This is a genomic window from Rhodoferax sp. P2_H8_2, from assembly GCF_056403235.1.
The window spans coordinates 41,064-57,436 of record NZ_JBFUFW010000010.1 but is presented as its reverse complement, the minus strand read 5'-3'; the positions used below and the strand labels follow the sequence as shown (position 1 = coordinate 57,436).

Here is a 16,373-nt window from a genome sequence, read left to right as displayed (position 1 = left end):
TCTTCTCTTTCGCCTTTTTAACCCCGCTTTCTTTTTTAACACCCACTCCCCCAACCCCTCGCCCCGTCGGCGAGGGGAGCCTTAACTGCCGATTTGGTGGGTTCACTCCGAATACGGAATTACTCGCGTGGCGCTGCCATCGTTATTTCTCTCAGAGGCGTAAACCAACGGTTGGGGCAGCCTCCAACAGCGCAGGTCGGAGCGTTCTGGCGCGCAGCGCCAGCAGCGAGATACGCACTCCGGAAGATCATGGATTGTTACTGGCCGCTAAGCGGCCAGCAGTGCCGTACTACGTTGCAGGAAGTGACTAGAACCGTAGGTTCATGCAGTGGCGGACCACAAGCAGTGGCAACGCCTCGCACGTAATTCCGCAGTCGGCGCGACGAAACAAAATCGGCTGTTAAAAGCTCCCCTCGCCGACGGGGCGAGGGGTTGGGGGAGTGGGTGTTAAAAAAAGAGTGGGGGAATGAGAAACCCCACGGGAAGCGCAAAACCTAAGCAGCAACCGTCTTCAAAGACCCCGATTGCTTGGGAATAACACCATATTTGGCGTTATCTCCGTTGCCATAAGTAGCCTGTGCCGCTACCGGAACCAGGGTTGCCAAAGCCTGATCCGCATGGGCACTGCGGCGATACAAGGCATCCCGCAGCACAGGCATCAACGCAAGCAGTTCCTGCATGCGCTTTAGCAAAGCCGGGCTCATTCGAGCCAGTGTTCCACCGTTATTCAGAAATGCCTGCAGATCGACCGCAAGTTGCTGCAGGGCCGCTGCCTCTTGATTGAGACTCTCAGGGTTACCCTCAGACAGGGCCAGGGAAATGGCGCGAAAACGCGTTTCCACGCGCTCCCAATAGGGATCGAGTGCGAGTTCAGACATGGGGAGTCTCCTGCAGCAGATGGAGGCGGTGGAGCGGGATGAGGGCTCCGAAATGACAAGCCGCGCTTAACCTTGCGCGCGGTTGAGCAGTTCCTGTGCGTTGGCCAGCAGCTTGTCGGCAATAGCTTCGGGGTTGACCTGGTAGGTACCCTCCTGGATGGCCAAGCGAATGCTGTCCACCTTTTGCATGTCCACATCGGCGTCGCTGTCGGTTTTCTCCAGGTCGCGGGCCAGGGTGGAAACGGTCACTGCCACACCCGCCGAGCGCATACTCTTGTTCGCGCTGGAATTGGCGACAACGGACGCACTGCCCTGCTGCCCCGATTTCTGGGTGGCGGCATTGACAGCCTGCGTTACCGGGCTGGGTATTTCTGTGGGTTGACCGATTTTCATTTTTGACTCCAAAACCACGATAAGCGCAGCTTCGTACGATTGCTATCGACCCAATCATGGCGGACTTTAGAACTTTTTGCATCTGGGGTGATCAAAGTTCAATTTTTACTGTACGAATATCCAGTACCATTCCAGAAGTCACGCGACCGCTCTCCATGCGGACTCGGGCTTGCTGCCCGACCACACCGGCTGACAGGGCCTGCGCCTCGGACGTCACCATAAACCCGACGCCCTGCGCAACCACCCGCACCGCCGCACCGGCCTGGAACACCTGGGCAGGCTTGGTCATTCCCTGGCGCAGGGTCTGGCCCGTCTGCAAGCTGCGGGTTGCGATCTGGCCTAACCATTCGGATTGCGTCCGGACCACCGGCACGGTGTCTTCGGCCCAATCCACTTCGGCCTCGACCAGATCACTCACTTTCACCACGCTGCCTAGGGCCACCGGGTTGCGTACCACCCACGCGTTGCCCACGGCTTTGACGCTGACGGGTACCGTGACGCTCCAGCGCGAAATGCCGTCCACGCAGCGCAGACCCACCCGGCTCTTGCCCCACAGGCGCGAACCGACTGGCAAAAATGGCTCCACATGGCCACAAGGTGCCAGCTTGAGTCGCGCATCCAGCGTACCCATTTGCACATCCATCTTCAGGCCGGACTCGGCCGCCTCACGCGCCACGCCGTCTTGCACCCAGCGCGCCGCAATCTCTTCATAGGAAGGGCCATTAGGCGCGGTCTGTGCGACTGCCCCGCCCACCAAGCACAAACCTGTCAGCGCCAGCGTCGCAATTTTGGGGAAAACGGGATGCCACATGCCAATGCCTGTCAGAAGGACAGCTCCGGGTAAAGAAGACAGTCCAACTATAGGTAGCAGCCCTCAAGCAAACCGGCGCAATTGCGGGACAAACACCCCTCAATTCACCGGCTAAAAAATTCAAGTTTTTCCCATAATCGTTTCACGCCGATGCACCAGCGTCTGCTGTGTGATCAAAGCCTCCTTCAAAGGTGACCCTGATGTTTGCAAACCTGACCAATGCCCTGGACTTTCAAGCCAAAGCACTGGTCCTGCGCGCCGAACGCCAACGCGTAATCGCCAGCAACATCGCCAACGCCGACACGCCAGGCTACTCCGGGCGCGACTTCAATTTCAAAGAGGCCATGGCCCAGGCCACTGGCACCAGCAACCTGAGCATCCCCATGCAAACCGCACCCAGCGGAAGCAACTTTCAGTTGACCCAGGGCATGACAGACAACCGCCACATCCCGCTGGCCGCCAAGACTGGCCAAAGCGCCGAAGGCGGCGGCCTCGGTTACACCGCGCAAAGCCAACCCGCCATGGACGCCAACAGTGTGGACATGGACCGCGAGCGCGCCAATTTTGTCGACAACTCGGTGCGCTATGAAGCCACCCTACGGTTTATTAACGGCTCCTCGCGCACGATCTTGAGCGCGATTCAGGGCCAGTAGGCTGACAGAGGATTCACACCATGTCCATGTTCTCCATCTTCAATGTGTCCGGCAGCGCGATCAGCTCGCAGTCGCAACGACTCAACGTGGTGGCCAGCAACCTGGCCAACGCCGATGCGGTGGCTGGCCCAGACGGCCAAGCCTACAAAAGCCGCCAGGTCGTGTTCGAGACCGTGCCCATGGGCACCGACGCGTCGTCCGGCGTCAAGGTCTCCAAGATTCTGGAAAGCAATGAGCCGATGAAACGGGTGCACAACCCCACGCATCCCTCTGCCGATGCCGATGGCTATGTCACGCAATCCAATGTGAACCCGGTGGAAGAGATGGTCAACATGATCTCCGCCTCGCGTTCCTACCAAAACAATGTGGAAGTCATGAACACGGCCAAGACGCTGCTGCTCAAGACTCTGCAAATGGGCCAATAGGCCCCGGGAGCTGAACCATGCTGACCAGTAACGTCAACCCTAACGCCTCCAGTAACGCCAATGCGGCGCTGTACACCAGTGGGGCTACGACCAAGACCTCGACCACCGATGCCGCCGCACAGCAGGACCGGTTCCTGAAGCTGCTGGTTGCGCAGTTGAACAACCAGGATCCGATGAATCCTATGGACAACGCGCAGATGACCAGCCAGATGGCGCAGATCAATACGGTTACGGGCATCCAGCAGGTCAATGAAGCCATCAAGTCCATGGCAACACAGTTCTCCGCTATGCAGGTGCTGCAAGGCGCGTCGATGATTGGCCGCGAGGTACTGACCGAAGGCAATCTGCTGGCCGTCAAGAACGGCGTTGGCCAGGGTGCCGTCGATCTGGCCGGCAAGGCCGACAAGGTCACGATCACGGTGATGAGCCCAGGCGGCCAGACGCTAGGCACCATCAATCTGGGGCCACAAGAAGCCGGCCGTCTCAGCTTCGACTGGGATGCCAGCACCTACACCGGAACCGGCAGCCCGATCTTCAAGGCCGTCGCCACGCTGGGTACGGCCAGCGTCAGCAGCACCACACTGACACGCGGCACCATCGAATCCGTGGGCACGGACAGCACCGGCATGACGCTCACGCTCAAGGGCCTGGGCACCATTGGCTACAGCGACGTCAAGTCCATTCTCTAATCCCCATCCGAACGACACACAGGAGCACACAGCATGAGCTTTCAAACAGGACTTTCCGGGCTGAATGTTTCCAGCAAGAGCCTGGACGTCATTGGCAACAACATTGCGAATGCAAACACCGTTGGCTTCAAGTCCTCGCGCCACGAATTTGCCGATCTGGTGTCATCGTCCCTGGGATCCGGCGGCAGCGGCGGCGCGGGTATTGGTGCCGCCACGGCAACCATCTCGCAGCAGTTCACGCAAGGCAATATCAACATCACCGGAAACAGCCTGGACGTGGCCATCAACGGCGGTGGCTTCTTCCAGATTACCAAGACCGATGGCACCGCTGCTTACACCCGCGATGGACAGTTCAAGCTGGACAAGGACGGCAACATCATCACCAACACGGGTTCATTCCTGATGGGCTATCCGACCGACCTGAATGGTGTGCCCACCAGTATCACGCCACAAAAGATGAGCATCCCCACGGGCGCGCCCATCCCGGCCAGCCAGACCACCAGCATCACGGCGGAACTCAATCTGGATGCACGTGCCAAATTTGCCGCGACACAGATCCCACCCACGCCTATCGGCACCTATGGCACGGCCATCACCAACTATGACTCGCAAGGTGTGGCCATCCCCTTGAACGTCTATTTCGGACGCCTCGATCCGGCCGCTCCGGCGCCATTGGGCGGAGGCGCCGCAACGCCACCGAGCGTGGTCGGTCCTCCAGCCATGGACCTGTGGGCGATCTACGACAAGGCCGTCGATCCGTTGAATCTTCCCAGCAGCGAACCCTTGCCAATCGGCTACATGGCATTCGACGCCACAGGCAAATTGGCCGGGGTCTACGACGCCACAGGGGCGCCGACCGATACGACCGCCGCCGCCTCTGGCAACGTCCCGGGCTTTGGCAACCTGGAAATCACGCTCACGCCGGCGGCACCCAGCATCGTTCCAGCGTTCTCCCCGATACTGGATCTGAGCAAGGTCAGTCAATTTGGTACCGCATTCAACGTGTCCAACCTGACGCAGGACGGCTATACCGCAGGCGACCTGACCGGTGTGAGCATTGAGCCCACGGGTGTCATCACCACACGCTATTCCAACGGCCAAACACAATCAAAGGGCCAGTTGTCGCTGGCCGATTTCCGCAACGTACAGGGACTCGCGCCCATAGGCGCTGGCGAGTATCTGGAAACCTTCGCCTCGGGCCAGCCTGTGCAGGGCTCTCCGGGCGTGGGCAAGTTTGGCGAGCTGCGCGCCGGTGCAACCGAAGAGTCGAATGTGGACCTGACCGCCGAGCTGGTCAACATGATGACCGCACAGCGCAACTACCAGGCCAACGCCCAAACCATCAAGACGCAGGATCAGGTAATGCAGACCCTGGTCAATCTGCGTTAATTAATTCGAGACCGCCATGGACCGCATCATTTACACCGCGATGACCGGGGCCAACGCCGCGGCCAACCGGCAGGCAGTGTTGTCCAACAACCTGGCCAACACATCGACCAACGGCTTTCGCGCCGAACTGGCCACCTACCGTGCGGTGCCCTTGCGCGGCGACGGTGCCACCACGCGCGTGTTCGCGCTGGAGTCCACTGCCGGTTATCTGGACAAACCCGGCCCGGCGATGCGCACCGACCGCAATCTGGACGCCATGACTACCGGCAACAGCTGGTTTGCGGTGCAGGGCATCAATGGCGAAGAGGCCTATACCCGGAACGGCCATTTTGAAGTGGCAACCGACGGCACACTGGTCACCGGCAACGGTCTGCCCGTGCTGTCCAACGGCGGCGCCCCGATCACCGTGCCACAAGGTGCCACCCTGTCCATCGGCAAGGACGGCACCATCAGTGCCAAGGTCGGCACACAACCCGCCAACAACATTGGCCGCCTGAAAATGGTCACCGCCAACGTGGATGACAAGATTCGGCGCGGTGACGATGGCCTGTTCCACCCGGTGTCGGGTGACCCGCTGCCCAATGACGAGACCGCGCAGTTGCAGGTCGGCGTACTGGAAGGCTCCAACGTCAACGCGATTGAAACCATGGTGGGAATGATCCAGACCGCGCGCCAATTCGAAACACAAATGCGGCTGTTGCAGACCGCCGAATCCAATGACCGCTCGGCGGGCCAGCTACTGGGCCTGCAAGGCTAATCAAGCAAGAGGTAACGCACCATGATCAACTCCCTGTGGATCTCCAAGACCGGCATGGAAGCCCAGCAAATGCAGCTGGACGTCATCTCCAATAACCTGGCCAACGTCTCGACCAACGGCTTCAAGAAATCACACGCGGTGTTTGAAGACCTGATGTACCAGAACCTGCGCCAGGTCGGCTCCGCCACCAACGAACAGGCGAATCTGCCGACCGGTCTGCAAGTGGGTCTGGGTGTGCGCACCGTGGCCACCAGCCGCAATTTTTCGCAGGGCAATCTGCAGCAGTCCAATAACAACCTGGACATCGCCGTCCAAGGCAATGGCTTCTTCCAGATCACGATGCCCGATGGCACAACGGGCTATACCCGCGATGGCGCATTCCAGCTCGACAACGCAGGCCGCATGGTGACCTCCGGTGGTTTGCTGCTGTCCGGTGGCATCACCGTGCCTGCCAACGCCACCAGCCTCACGGTCTCGCAGGATGGCGCCGTCGCCGCCACGATTCCGGGCAATGTCTCGCCACAAAACATCGGCACCATCACCACCGCCAGCTTCATCAACCCGGCGGGTTTGGAGCCCAAGGGCCAGAACATCTACGCAGAAAGCGCCGCCTCCGGCCAACCCACCGTGGGCACACCCAGCCAGAACGGTCTGGGCCCACTGATGCAAGGCTTTGTGGAAACATCCAACGTCAATGTGGTGCAGGAGTTGGTGACCATGATCCAGACCCAGCGCGCCTACGAAATGAACTCCAAGGCGATCCAGACCTCGGACCAGATGCTGCAGAAGCTGGGCCAGCTCTAAGGAATTGCTATGAAAAACGTAGCTGCTTACGCACGTTCCATAAGGGTTTCAGGCATTTTTGCCTTGAATATTCTGATGGGACTGGCACTCACGGGCTGCGAAACCCTGCCGCAAAAGACCGTGGTGGACTTTGCCGAGCCGCGTGTCGCCCCTGTTGCGGCCATCCCTGTGGCGCCACCCAAAGCAAGCAACGGAAGCCTGTACCAGACCGCCAGCTACCGCCCGGCGTTTGAAGACCGGCGTGCCCGCCTTGTCGGCGACACGGTCACGATCCAGATCATTGAAAGTTTGACGGCCAGCCAGGTATCTTCATCAACGGCCAACCGGGATACCAGCATCAGCTCGGCGATCTCGGCATTGCCGCTGCAAACTGCGGCGGGTCTGGGCAAGTTTGATATTGGTGCCAGCAGCAAAAATGATTTCTCCGGCAAGGGCGGCACGCAAAGCGCCAACACCTTCGCGGGCACCATTACCGCAACCGTCGTCGACGTCTTGCCCAACGGCAATTTGATCGTCACTGGCGAAAAACAAATTGGCGTGAACCACAACGTCGATGTGCTGCGCTTCTCCGGCACCGTCGATCCACGCCTGCTGCAACCGGGCAGCGTGATCGCATCCACCCAGGTGGCCAATGTGCGGGTCGAATCCCGTGGTCGCGGCCCGCAGGGCGAAGCGCAGACAGTTGGCTGGCTATCCCGGTTCTTTTTGAGCTTTCACCCCTTCTAAAGTTCCTCAGAATGGTGCCGAGGGGTAACCGATCCACCCGGATCGCCCCACCAGCCCATTCTGACCATGAACCACCCGTCCTCCATCGCACGCAGCGCCCCATTCCGGGCCCTGACACTGCTGATTTTGGCCATTTTTTTGGCATTGGGGCTGGCACCTTTTGGCCAGGCACAAGCCGGTCGCATCAAGGAAGTAGCGTCGATTGAAGGCGTGCGCAGCAATCAACTGACCGGCTTCGGTTTGGTCGTCGGGCTGGATGGCACGGGCGACCAAACCACCCAGATGCCGTACACCAGCCAGGGCCTGGCCAACTACATGCAGCAACTGGGCGTCACGCTTACCGCCGCGTCGCTGACCCAATTGCAAATGAAGAACGTGGCCGCCGTATTGGTCACGACCCAATTGCCCGCATTCGCACGGCCCGGCCAGTTGCTGGACATCAATGTGTCTTCGCTGGGCAATGCGAAATCGCTGAAGGGCGGCACGCTGATCGCCACGCCCTTGAAGGGCGCCGATGGCGAGGTCTACGCGTTGGCGCAAGGCAATCTGATCGTCGCTGGTGCCGGCGCTTCCGCAGGTGGCAGCAAGGTCACCGTCAACCATTTGAGCGTAGGCCGCATTCCGGATGGCGCGCAGGTCGAACGCGCGGTGCCCACCTCGCTGCAAGACGGCCCCACCATCAGCTTGAGCCTCAATGCCTCCGACTTCCAGGCCGCGCGCAAAGTGGCGCAGGCGATCAACAAACGGTTTGGTGCTGGCGTTGCGCAGGCATTGGATGGACGCACCGTACAAGTCCAGGCGCCTGCCGTACCCAACGACCGCATCAGTTTCATTGCAGAGATGGAAGAGCTGCCCGTTGAGTCTTCGGTCGCATCGGCCCGCGTGATCATCAACTCCCGCACCGGCTCCATTGTGTTGAACCAGGCGGTCACGCTAGGCCCCTGCGCTATTGCACACGGCAACTTGTCCATCAGCATCTCGTCCACACCTGTCGTGAGTCAGCCCGCACCGTTTTCGCAAGGCCAGACGGTCGTCAGCGAGAAGGCCAATATTGAAATCAAGCAAGAGCCGGGCAAGCTGATCCAGATTCCTGCGGCAGCCCAATTGGCCGATGTGGTCAAGGCGTTGAACTCGTTGGGCGCAACGCCGCAAGACCTGCTGGCGATTTTGCAAGCCATCAAGTCGGCGGGTGCACTGAATGCCGAGCTGGAGGTGATCTGAAATGTCTCTGGCACCCTTGAATATGCAAAATGGCAACGCGATGTTGCCCATGCTGCAGAGCAGCCAGGGTTTGGCCGCGGACTCGCAAAGCCTGGCATCGCTCAAGCTCAGCGCAGGGGGCTCCAGCAGCCCGGAAGCCATCAAGGAAACGGCGAAACAATTCGAGTCGCTGTTCATGCGCGAGCTGATCAAGAGCATGCGCGAGGCAGGCCCCAAGTCCGGCATGCTGGACAGCCCTGGCGGCGATCTGGCCACCGATCTGCTGGACCAGCAACTGTCAGTCGCGATGTCAGGCCAGGCCGGTGGCTTTTCCGATGTGATTGCGCTGCAACTGACACGCCAGATGGGGCAAGCCAAAGCCGATGCCGCGAAGGCAGCGAGCGCAACCACAAGCGACAGCAGCGCAGCAGTCGCCAAGACCCCACGCAAGGCCTCTGCGCCCACGGCACAGCAAGCCAGTTTTGTCCGCCAGCACGGCCACATCGCCAGCCAGATCGAAAAAACCAGCGGCATTCCGGCGGGCATCATGCTGGGCCAGGCGGGGCATGAGACCGGCTGGGGCAAGTTTCAAATCAAGAACAAGGACGGTACCAGTGCCAACAACCTGTTTGGCATCAAGGCCGGCGCCAGCTGGACCGGCAAGGTGGCCGAAGTCACCACCACCGAATACGTCAACGGTGTGGCGCAAAAAAAGATCGCCAAGTTTCGCGCCTACGACTCCCCTGCAGATTCCTTCAAGGACTACGCACGCATGATCAATGAGAGCCCGCGCTATGCCAAGGCGCGCGCGCAAACGGCATCGGTCAAAGACTACGCCATGGGTCTGCAAAAGGCAGGCTACGCCACCGACCCCGAGTACGCGGCCAAGCTGAGCCGCGCCATCAACACCACGCTGCAATTGCGCCGCGTGCAGGTCTAACCGGGAAGAAACTATGCTCCCCCACGTTCACATTCGTTCACTGCCCCCCAAGGGGGCGCATGCCACCCTAGAGGCGGCTCGTCGGGAGGCATGACATGGGCATCATGAACATCGGCGTGCAGGCACTGCAGGCCAATCAGATGGCGCTGACAACGGCGGGCAACAACATTGCCAATGTCAACACTGTCGGCTATTCGCGCCAGAAAGTGATTCTGGAAACCGTGCCGGGTCAGTTCACTGGCGGCGGCTACATCGGCAAAGGCGTTGCTGTCCAGACCATACAGCGCAACTACAGCGAGTTTCTGACGCGCCAAGCCAATATTGCAGGCGCCACCAGCGCCTCCGACACCACCCGCTCCAACTACCTGAAGCAGTTGGGCGACATCTTCCAGGGCGGCACCACCGGCCTGGGCGCATCGATCAACGACATGCTGAACGCGTTCTCAGACGTGGCCAGTGCACCGACCGATTTGACGGCCCGCACCGTCGTGTTGACCCGTGTGGACGAGACGGCCCGGCGCATGCGCGCAGCCTCGCAAAGCCTGGACGATCTGCAAAATGGCATCACCCAATCGTTGAAAGAGAAAGTCAATTCGATCAACACGCTGGCCACCAACATCGCGCAAGTCAACGAACAGATTTCGCGTTCACAAGGCAATGGCCAGCCGCCGAACGATTTGCTGGACCACCGTGACGAGCTGATTCGCCAGCTCAATCTGCTGGTGCAGACCACCACCATCCCGGCCGACGACGGCACGCTCACTGTGTTTATCGGTGGCAGCCAGTCATTGGTGCTTGGGATCGATGTGGCCCAACTGTCCATTGTCAAGGACGACTTTGGCGACCCACTGCAAAGCAAGCTGGCGATCACCCGCAATGGCCAAACCGTGGCGATGGATGAAAACGTATTGGGCGGTGGCGAAGTTCCGGGCCTGCTGCGTTTTCAGAACAGTGACCTGGTGGAAGGCCGCAATCTGCTGGGACGACTCACCCTGGGTGTCACCGCCGCGATGAACGACCAGCACAAGTTGGGGCTGGATCTGGACGGCAACATAGGCACCAACATCTTCACACCCACCACCTTTGGCTCTGCCAACGTGATGGTGCCGATCCCGCCAGCCAAACTCAACACGGGCACCAGCAGCATCACACTGGCCATCAGTGACACGACCAAATTCCAGGCTTCGGATTACGAGCTGAACTTCACGTCCACCACGGGTGGCACGATCACACGGCGTTCGGATGGCATCGTTACCGCTTTCGATTTCGGTACCGGCCTGCCTGCGGCCGATCCGACGTTGCCGGTGGTGGGCACCGTCGTCGTCGACGGCATTGCGATCACGGAAGCGGCTCCCGGTTCAGCTGCGGCGGGTGACCGTGTTCTGGTCAAACCGTTTTCCACATCGGCCAGCAGTATTGCGCGCGAGTTTGCATCGCCGCGCGCGCTGGCTGTCAGTAGCCCTGTGGCGGCCACTTTGAACACCAGCAACCAGGGCACGCTGGCAGTTGGCGGCATCGTTGCCAAAACCCTGGCCACCACCGCTGCGGCCCCACTGGACAATTTCAGCATCAACTTCTCGGTTGTCGCAGGCGTCACCACCTACGATATTGTCAACACCACTACCGCCACCACGGTAGTCACCGGCGCACCCTTTGTATCGGGCCAGCCGATTGACTACCCCAACCCCGCGATCGCTGGCACACCTGGCTTCACGCTGACGCTGTCGGGCCTGCCCGCCAACACGGACAGCGTCACCGTCAAACAAAACGCCTATGCCTCGCTGAGCGGCGGCAACGCCACAGCGATGATGAACCTGCGCGATGTTGCGATGTTTGACGGCGCCGCGATGACCGATGGCTACGCCGGCCTGATTTCGCAGATCGGTATCCGGGCGCAAAGCGCCAACTATTCGGCCACGGTGTCCGGCTCCATCGCCACCAACTCTGAAAAAGACCGCGCCGGCATCTCCGGCGTCAATCTGGACGAAGAGGCTGCCAAGCTATTGCAGTACCAGCAGGCCTACCAGGCCTCTGCCAAAATGATCCAGATCGCACAGCAGATTTTTGATACCCTGATTCAGGGCTTGGGCCGCTAGGCGCCAGCAGAAGGAGTAGCGCATGTCCGTCACCGCATTCACCCGCCTTGGCACCGCCAATACCTACGACAACAGCCTGCGCAACCTGCAAGAGCGCCAGACCAATCTGGCCAACCTGCAGGAAAACCTCACCTCCGGCAAACGCATCACATCGGCATCCGACGACCCGACCGGTGCCGCCCAGGCCGAACGCGCATTGAACCGCCTGGCCCGCATCGCCACCGACCAGCGTGCACTGGAAGCCCAACGCAATTCGATTGCCGCAGCAGAAGGCACCCTCGGGGATATCACCGATGCATTGCAGTCCTTCCGCGAACTGGTGGTCAGCGCCGGTAACGGCACCCATACGGCGGCGGAGCGCACCACCATTGCCGGCCAGCTCAGCGGACTGCGCGATCGCATCCTGAGCCTGGCGAACACCAAGGACAGCAACGGCATGCCGCTGTTCGCGGCGCTGGGCAGCGCGCTGACACCATTTGTCGGGCCGCAATCGCAAGCACCTGACTACAGCTTTAACGGCTTGCCGGGACAGTCTTCTACTGGTCCCTACGCCATACCTTTTACGCTGGATGGCGAGAGCGCCTTCATGAACCTGCCTGCGCGCGACGGCGTGTTCAATGTCACGGTGACCAATCCGACGGCCGGCCTGATTCCCGCCGACCGCAGCCTGATCACCGACAACGTGGCGATCACCAACGGTGCAACTGTGTCCAGCACGGCCGCCCTGGTCACCGCGTACAACGCAACGCTGCCACCTGGCTCACCGCAGGAAGACTACCCCACCTACACCATCTCGTTCACCGGGCTGGACGCGACCACCGTGCCTGGCACCACGACGGTGACCTACGACATCATTGAAACGCCGCCCGTCACCACCGGGGTCAACCCCTTGGTCAGCGCGGGTTCAGCGTCTTACAAAACCGGCGGCCCTGCGCAAATCCCCATCACCGGCATTCCCGGCCTGTCGTTCAACATCAACGGCACACCGCCCGCGGGCGATCAGGTTCCCGGCGCCACGACCACCGTGGTTGGCAGCCCTGCCGTCGGAGACATCGTCACCGTGACGCCCAAGCGCAGCGTGTTCAGCATGCTCGACACCGCCATCACCGACCTTGGCAAGGCGTCCAACGCCAACGCCGCGACGCAGGCGGTTTCGCAGACACTGCACAACATCGACATCAGCATGGCGCGCGTGTCGGCGATACGCGGTCAGGCCGGTGATCTGCTGGGCCGGGCCGATCGCATTACCGATACGAACAGCAAGCGCAACATCGAGCAGGAAGGCAACCGCTCGCGCGCAGAAGATATCGACATGATCAAGGGCATCTCCGACTTCCAGAACATGCAGACCGGCTATTCCGCCGCGCTACAGTCTTACGCGTCTGTGCAAAAACTCTCTTTGTTCAATTTCATCAGTTGATGTTGCCCCCACGCTCCGCCGCTGCGCGGGTCGATGCCCCCCTGGGGGCTAATTTTTCTTGGGGCGGCCCGGCGAAAAATTGCCGTTTGCGCCGAGTTGCTCATCGCGCAAGCGCGCGAAAGTTTTCCAAAAGGCTGCGTCCTGCGTACTCGCAAAGTTGATGCGCATCAGGCTGCTGGGCGTGCGCAGTGCGTGGAACAGCGCACCGGGCGCCAGCAGGTAGCCCTCATCCAGCATGCGCTGCGAGAGCAGGTCGGTATCGACACCCGTTTCTACCCAGCCAAACAATCCCACCGGCTCGGCCGCGAACGTGCAGCCGTGGTTCAGCGCCAGCTTCACGCTGCGCGCGCGGGCGGCGTCCAGCCGCGTGCGGATGCGCTCGGCATGGCGGCGCAGCTGGCCCTGCTCTATGCACCAGGCTAGCGCTTTCTCCAGTAGTGCAGGTGTGGTGAGTGTGGACAGCAGCTTGGTATCGAGCAGGCGCTCCACCAGATCCGGCGGCGCAGCGAGATAACCGACGCGCCAGTTGGGCGCGAGTATCTTGGCGAAGCCGCCGACATAGATAGTGCGTTGCAAACCATCGAGTGCACACAGACGGGTGGCGTGCTCCGGCGCGAAGTGGCTGTAGGTGTCGTCCTCGACGACATGGAAGTTGTGCTGGTTCGCGAGTTGCAGGATGCGGTGAGCGCTCGAAGGGCTTAGGCAAAAGCCGGTCGGGTTGTGGAACACGCTGACGCTGACAAAGAGCTTGGGCCGGTGCGCCTCGCAGTAGCGCGCCATCACATCCAGATCGGGCCCGTCTGCCGTGCGCGGCACGGGCAGGATGCGCATGCCCAACGCGTCCAATCGCGCAAACTCCACCGCCCAGCCTGGCTCCTCCACCATCACATAGTCGCCGGCGCGCAAGAGCGTGCGGCTGACCACATCCAGCGCATGCGTCGCTCCAATGGTGCAGATGATTTGCTCCGGCGCCGCCTGGATGGACAGGCCCGCGAGCTTTTGCGATAGCGCATTGCGCAAGCCCGTGTCTCCAGCGGGCTCACCGTATTGCAGCGAAAACGCATTGAGCGCCTCGACGCTGCAGCTGCGTCGCACAGCGGTCGACAGGAATGTGGTTTGCAGCCACTCCTTGGGCAGCACACCCAGGCCCGGCTGGGGTTTGCTGCTGATGCCATGGAACATGCCGCGGATCAGCGCAGTGGCGCTTATCGGCGCGCGGCGCGCCCCCGGCGACAAGGCCATTGCTATATCTTTAGGAGCTGCTTGCGCACTGTCTGCGGGCGCCACGGGCATTTCTCGCACGTAAAACCCGCGATTTTTGCGCGCCTCCACCAAGCCTTGCGCCAGCAATTGGTCATAGGCGCCGACCACGGTGGACGGGCTCACACCCTGCTGCTGCGCGCACAGGCGCACCGAGGGCAGGCGCGCGCCGGGCGCCAGCAAACGGTCTCGGATGCGCTGCGCAAAACGCGCGGCGAGTTGTGCCGTCAACGGCTGGGTGCTGCTTTTCATCAACATGAACGGGACTCCGGAATACTTGCTTGTGCCGCTTGGCGCAGCAATACAGTTTATCCATTGTTCACAAAAACTGTACTGCAAGTGTGCTGCTATTGCCGCTAAAGTCAAGTCCATGATCGCCACATCCCCAACCCCACGCGCCACGCCATGACCCAGCGCCATGAAACTTTGGGCTTGTGGCTGGGGGTATTGGGCGTTGCCATCTTTGCGGTCACGCTGCCGATGACGCGGCTGGCTACCGGCACGGCGGAAGCGCCGCAACTCTCACCCTGGTTTGTGACCTTTGGCCGCGCCACGCTGGCGGGCGCCTTGTCGATTGCCTTTCTGCTGCTTACCCGTTCACGACTTCCCACGTCCGAGGAGCGCAAGTCGTTGGGGCTGGCGCTGTTGGGCAATGCGTTGGGGTATCCGTTGCTGCTGGGTTTTGCGCTGCGGCAGGTGACGTCGGGCCACGCGGCGGTGATTACCGCGTTGCTGCCGCTGGCGACCGCCGCGGTCGCGGCCTGGGCGCTGCACCAGCGCGCGCGCCTGGGCTTCTGGTTGTGTGCAGCACTGGGTGCGGGCCTGGTGATGGGCTTCTCTTTGCTGCGCAGCAGCCAGCAGGCTGCGGGCTTTGGCCTGGAGTGGGCCGACCTGTTGCTGGTGGGTGCGGTGTTGGCTGCATCCATGGGCTATGTGTATGGCGCCAAGGTCACGCCCTCGCTGGGCGCGGAACGGGTGATCTGCTGGGTCTGCGTGATGGCGCTGCCGCTGACCTTGCCCGGCGCGGTATTGACCTGGCCTGCGCATGCCATCCTGCCGTCGGCGTGGTGGGGTCTGGTGTACGTTGGCGTGTTTTCGATGTGGGCGGGATTCTTCGCCTGGTACCGCGGGCTGGCATTGGGCGGCGCGCTGAAGGTTAGCCAGACACAATTACTGCAGCCGTTCTTCAGCATCCTGGCCGCAGTGCCGCTGTTGGGTGAGCCGCTGGAAATCGTGACGCTGGGCTTTGCGCTGGCAGTCGTCGCGACGGTGTTTGTCGGCAAGCGCTTTGCGGGCACACCGTTGAAGCTAAAGGAGATGCAATGAGTTTTGAAACCCTGATGGCCGCCACGCTGTTTGCGCTGGTCAGCTCCATCACGCCGGGGCCTAACAACACGATGCTGCTGGCCTCGGGTGTGAACTTCGGTTTTCGCCGTTCGCTGCGCCATCTGGCAGGTGTACAGATAGGCTTCTGGGTTTTGCTGATGGTCACGGGCCTGGGCTTGCATTCGGCGCTGACGCACTTCCCCAACTTCTATCTGGTGTTGCGGATTGCAGGCGGCTCGTACTTGCTGTGGATGGCGTGGAAACTGGCGACTGCAAAACCCTCGACCGCCGAAGCTAAATCATCAGCGCAACCAATGGGCTTCTGGGCCGCCGCCGCGTTTCAGTGGATCAACCCCAAGGCCTGGGTGATGACCATCACCTGCATGAGCACCTATTTGCCCGCCGAGGCCAGCGGCGCCGACATGGCGACACTGATCGCGATGTTTGTGGTGGTCGGAATGCCCTGCTCGTTCATCTGGCTCGCCTTCGGGCAGGCGATGCGCCAGTGGTTGCAGGACCCTGTACGCCTGCGCATCTTCAATGTGACGATGGCCATCGCGCTGGTAGCCTCGCTGTATCCGATGCTGACAACATAACCCCTTCAGG

General features: G+C 61.1%; 17 protein-coding genes. 13 read left to right on the top strand and 4 right to left on the bottom strand.

The features are described 5' to 3' along the window. Positions 1–494 precede the first annotated feature (494 nt). The 3 genes from AC1DV6_RS16115 to flgA form a co-directional block, all read right to left on the bottom strand. A complete protein-coding gene (locus tag AC1DV6_RS16115; protein ID WP_477979179.1) occupies positions 495–878 on the bottom strand; it encodes a hypothetical protein in 384 nt (127 codons plus the stop codon). A gap of 66 nt (positions 879–944) precedes the next feature. Further along, positions 945–1,271, bottom strand: a complete 327-nt coding sequence (gene flgM / locus AC1DV6_RS16110; protein ID WP_477979177.1) for a flagellar biosynthesis anti-sigma factor FlgM — start codon at positions 1,269–1,271, stop codon at positions 945–947. Positions 1,272–1,362: 91 nt separating this feature from the next. Beyond that, a complete protein-coding gene (flgA, locus tag AC1DV6_RS16105; protein ID WP_477979175.1) occupies positions 1,363–2,082 on the bottom strand; it encodes a flagellar basal body P-ring formation chaperone FlgA in 720 nt (239 codons plus the stop codon). A 200-nt stretch (positions 2,083–2,282) separates the two neighbouring features. On the opposite strand from flgA, the gene flgB reads away from it, so the two are divergent. The 11 genes from flgB (at position 2,283) to flgL (ending at position 13,181) form a co-directional block, all read left to right on the top strand. Further along, on the top strand, positions 2,283–2,735 hold the full coding sequence (flgB, locus tag AC1DV6_RS16100; RefSeq protein ID WP_477979174.1) for a flagellar basal body rod protein FlgB: 453 nt from the start codon (positions 2,283–2,285) through the stop codon (positions 2,733–2,735). 20 nt (positions 2,736–2,755) lie between these two features. Then, positions 2,756–3,160 carry a flagellar basal body rod protein FlgC gene (flgC, locus tag AC1DV6_RS16095; protein WP_477979173.1) on the top strand — a complete coding sequence of 135 codons (405 nt, stop codon included), beginning with the start codon at positions 2,756–2,758 and terminating at the stop codon, positions 3,158–3,160. A gap of 17 nt (positions 3,161–3,177) precedes the next feature. Next, on the top strand, positions 3,178–3,849 hold the full coding sequence (locus tag AC1DV6_RS16090) for a flagellar hook assembly protein FlgD (RefSeq protein ID WP_477979172.1): 672 nt from the start codon (positions 3,178–3,180) through the stop codon (positions 3,847–3,849). 33 nt (positions 3,850–3,882) lie between these two features. Continuing rightward, positions 3,883–5,238, top strand: a complete 1,356-nt coding sequence (gene flgE / locus AC1DV6_RS16085; RefSeq protein WP_477979171.1) for a flagellar hook protein FlgE — start codon at positions 3,883–3,885, stop codon at positions 5,236–5,238. Positions 5,239–5,254: 16 nt separating this feature from the next. Then, positions 5,255–5,995 (top strand): flagellar basal body rod protein FlgF, encoded by a 741-nt coding sequence (locus AC1DV6_RS16080; protein WP_477979170.1) that lies wholly within the window; start codon positions 5,255–5,257, stop codon positions 5,993–5,995. Between the two features lie 21 nt (positions 5,996–6,016). Next, positions 6,017–6,799: a flagellar basal-body rod protein FlgG gene (flgG, locus tag AC1DV6_RS16075; protein ID WP_477979169.1), complete on the top strand. Its 783-nt coding sequence runs from the start codon at positions 6,017–6,019 to the stop codon at positions 6,797–6,799. A gap of 75 nt (positions 6,800–6,874) precedes the next feature. Continuing rightward, positions 6,875–7,525 (top strand): flagellar basal body L-ring protein FlgH, encoded by a 651-nt coding sequence (locus AC1DV6_RS16070; protein ID WP_477979168.1) that lies wholly within the window; start codon positions 6,875–6,877, stop codon positions 7,523–7,525. A gap of 66 nt (positions 7,526–7,591) precedes the next feature. After that, a complete protein-coding gene (locus AC1DV6_RS16065) occupies positions 7,592–8,746 on the top strand; it encodes a flagellar basal body P-ring protein FlgI (RefSeq protein ID WP_477979166.1) in 1,155 nt (384 codons plus the stop codon). 1 nt (position 8,747) lies between these two features. Then, positions 8,748–9,665: a flagellar assembly peptidoglycan hydrolase FlgJ gene (gene flgJ / locus AC1DV6_RS16060; protein WP_477979164.1), complete on the top strand. Its 918-nt coding sequence runs from the start codon at positions 8,748–8,750 to the stop codon at positions 9,663–9,665. Positions 9,666–9,760: 95 nt separating this feature from the next. Then, on the top strand, positions 9,761–11,761 hold the full coding sequence (flgK, locus tag AC1DV6_RS16055; RefSeq protein ID WP_477979162.1) for a flagellar hook-associated protein FlgK: 2,001 nt from the start codon (positions 9,761–9,763) through the stop codon (positions 11,759–11,761). A gap of 22 nt (positions 11,762–11,783) precedes the next feature. Beyond that, a complete protein-coding gene (gene flgL, locus AC1DV6_RS16050) occupies positions 11,784–13,181 on the top strand; it encodes a flagellar hook-associated protein FlgL (protein ID WP_477979160.1) in 1,398 nt (465 codons plus the stop codon). 48 nt (positions 13,182–13,229) lie between these two features. On the opposite strand, the gene AC1DV6_RS16045 is transcribed toward flgL, so the two are convergent. Further along, positions 13,230–14,699 (bottom strand): aminotransferase-like domain-containing protein, encoded by a 1,470-nt coding sequence (locus AC1DV6_RS16045; protein ID WP_477979158.1) that lies wholly within the window; start codon positions 14,697–14,699, stop codon positions 13,230–13,232. A gap of 147 nt (positions 14,700–14,846) precedes the next feature. Here AC1DV6_RS16045 and AC1DV6_RS16040 point away from each other — a divergent pair, with 147 nt between their 5' ends. Together AC1DV6_RS16040 and AC1DV6_RS16035 are read left to right on the top strand one after the other, a co-directional pair. Next, positions 14,847–15,767 carry a DMT family transporter gene (locus tag AC1DV6_RS16040; RefSeq protein WP_477979156.1) on the top strand — a complete coding sequence of 307 codons (921 nt, stop codon included), beginning with the start codon at positions 14,847–14,849 and terminating at the stop codon, positions 15,765–15,767. After that, positions 15,764–16,363: a LysE family translocator gene (locus AC1DV6_RS16035; RefSeq protein WP_477979154.1), complete on the top strand. Its 600-nt coding sequence runs from the start codon at positions 15,764–15,766 to the stop codon at positions 16,361–16,363. The genes AC1DV6_RS16040 and AC1DV6_RS16035 overlap by 4 nt, the downstream gene beginning before the upstream one ends. Positions 16,364–16,373: the final 10 nt, after the last annotated feature.

Excerpts from the sequence above, each read along its gene's own strand:
- AC1DV6_RS16115 (WP_477979179.1), bottom strand. The coding sequence starts at position 878 with ATGTCTGAACTCGCACTCGATCCCTATTGGGAGCGCGTGGAAACGCGT.
- flgM (WP_477979177.1), bottom strand. The coding sequence starts at position 1,271 with ATGAAAATCGGTCAACCCACAGAAATACCCAGCCCGGTAACGCAGGCT.
- flgA (WP_477979175.1), bottom strand. The coding sequence starts at position 2,082 with ATGTGGCATCCCGTTTTCCCCAAAATTGCGACGCTGGCGCTGACAGGT.
- flgB (WP_477979174.1), top strand. The coding sequence starts at position 2,283 with ATGTTTGCAAACCTGACCAATGCCCTGGACTTTCAAGCCAAAGCACTG.
- flgC (WP_477979173.1), top strand. The coding sequence starts at position 2,756 with ATGTCCATGTTCTCCATCTTCAATGTGTCCGGCAGCGCGATCAGCTCG.
- AC1DV6_RS16090 (WP_477979172.1), top strand. The coding sequence starts at position 3,178 with ATGCTGACCAGTAACGTCAACCCTAACGCCTCCAGTAACGCCAATGCG.
- flgE (WP_477979171.1), top strand. The coding sequence starts at position 3,883 with ATGAGCTTTCAAACAGGACTTTCCGGGCTGAATGTTTCCAGCAAGAGC.
- AC1DV6_RS16080 (WP_477979170.1), top strand. The coding sequence starts at position 5,255 with ATGGACCGCATCATTTACACCGCGATGACCGGGGCCAACGCCGCGGCC.
- flgG (WP_477979169.1), top strand. The coding sequence starts at position 6,017 with ATGATCAACTCCCTGTGGATCTCCAAGACCGGCATGGAAGCCCAGCAA.
- AC1DV6_RS16070 (WP_477979168.1), top strand. The coding sequence starts at position 6,875 with ATGGGACTGGCACTCACGGGCTGCGAAACCCTGCCGCAAAAGACCGTG.
- AC1DV6_RS16065 (WP_477979166.1), top strand. The coding sequence starts at position 7,592 with ATGAACCACCCGTCCTCCATCGCACGCAGCGCCCCATTCCGGGCCCTG.
- flgJ (WP_477979164.1), top strand. The coding sequence starts at position 8,748 with ATGTCTCTGGCACCCTTGAATATGCAAAATGGCAACGCGATGTTGCCC.
- flgK (WP_477979162.1), top strand. The coding sequence starts at position 9,761 with ATGGGCATCATGAACATCGGCGTGCAGGCACTGCAGGCCAATCAGATG.
- flgL (WP_477979160.1), top strand. The coding sequence starts at position 11,784 with ATGTCCGTCACCGCATTCACCCGCCTTGGCACCGCCAATACCTACGAC.
- AC1DV6_RS16045 (WP_477979158.1), bottom strand. The coding sequence starts at position 14,699 with ATGTTGATGAAAAGCAGCACCCAGCCGTTGACGGCACAACTCGCCGCG.
- AC1DV6_RS16040 (WP_477979156.1), top strand. The coding sequence starts at position 14,847 with ATGACCCAGCGCCATGAAACTTTGGGCTTGTGGCTGGGGGTATTGGGC.
- AC1DV6_RS16035 (WP_477979154.1), top strand. The coding sequence starts at position 15,764 with ATGAGTTTTGAAACCCTGATGGCCGCCACGCTGTTTGCGCTGGTCAGC.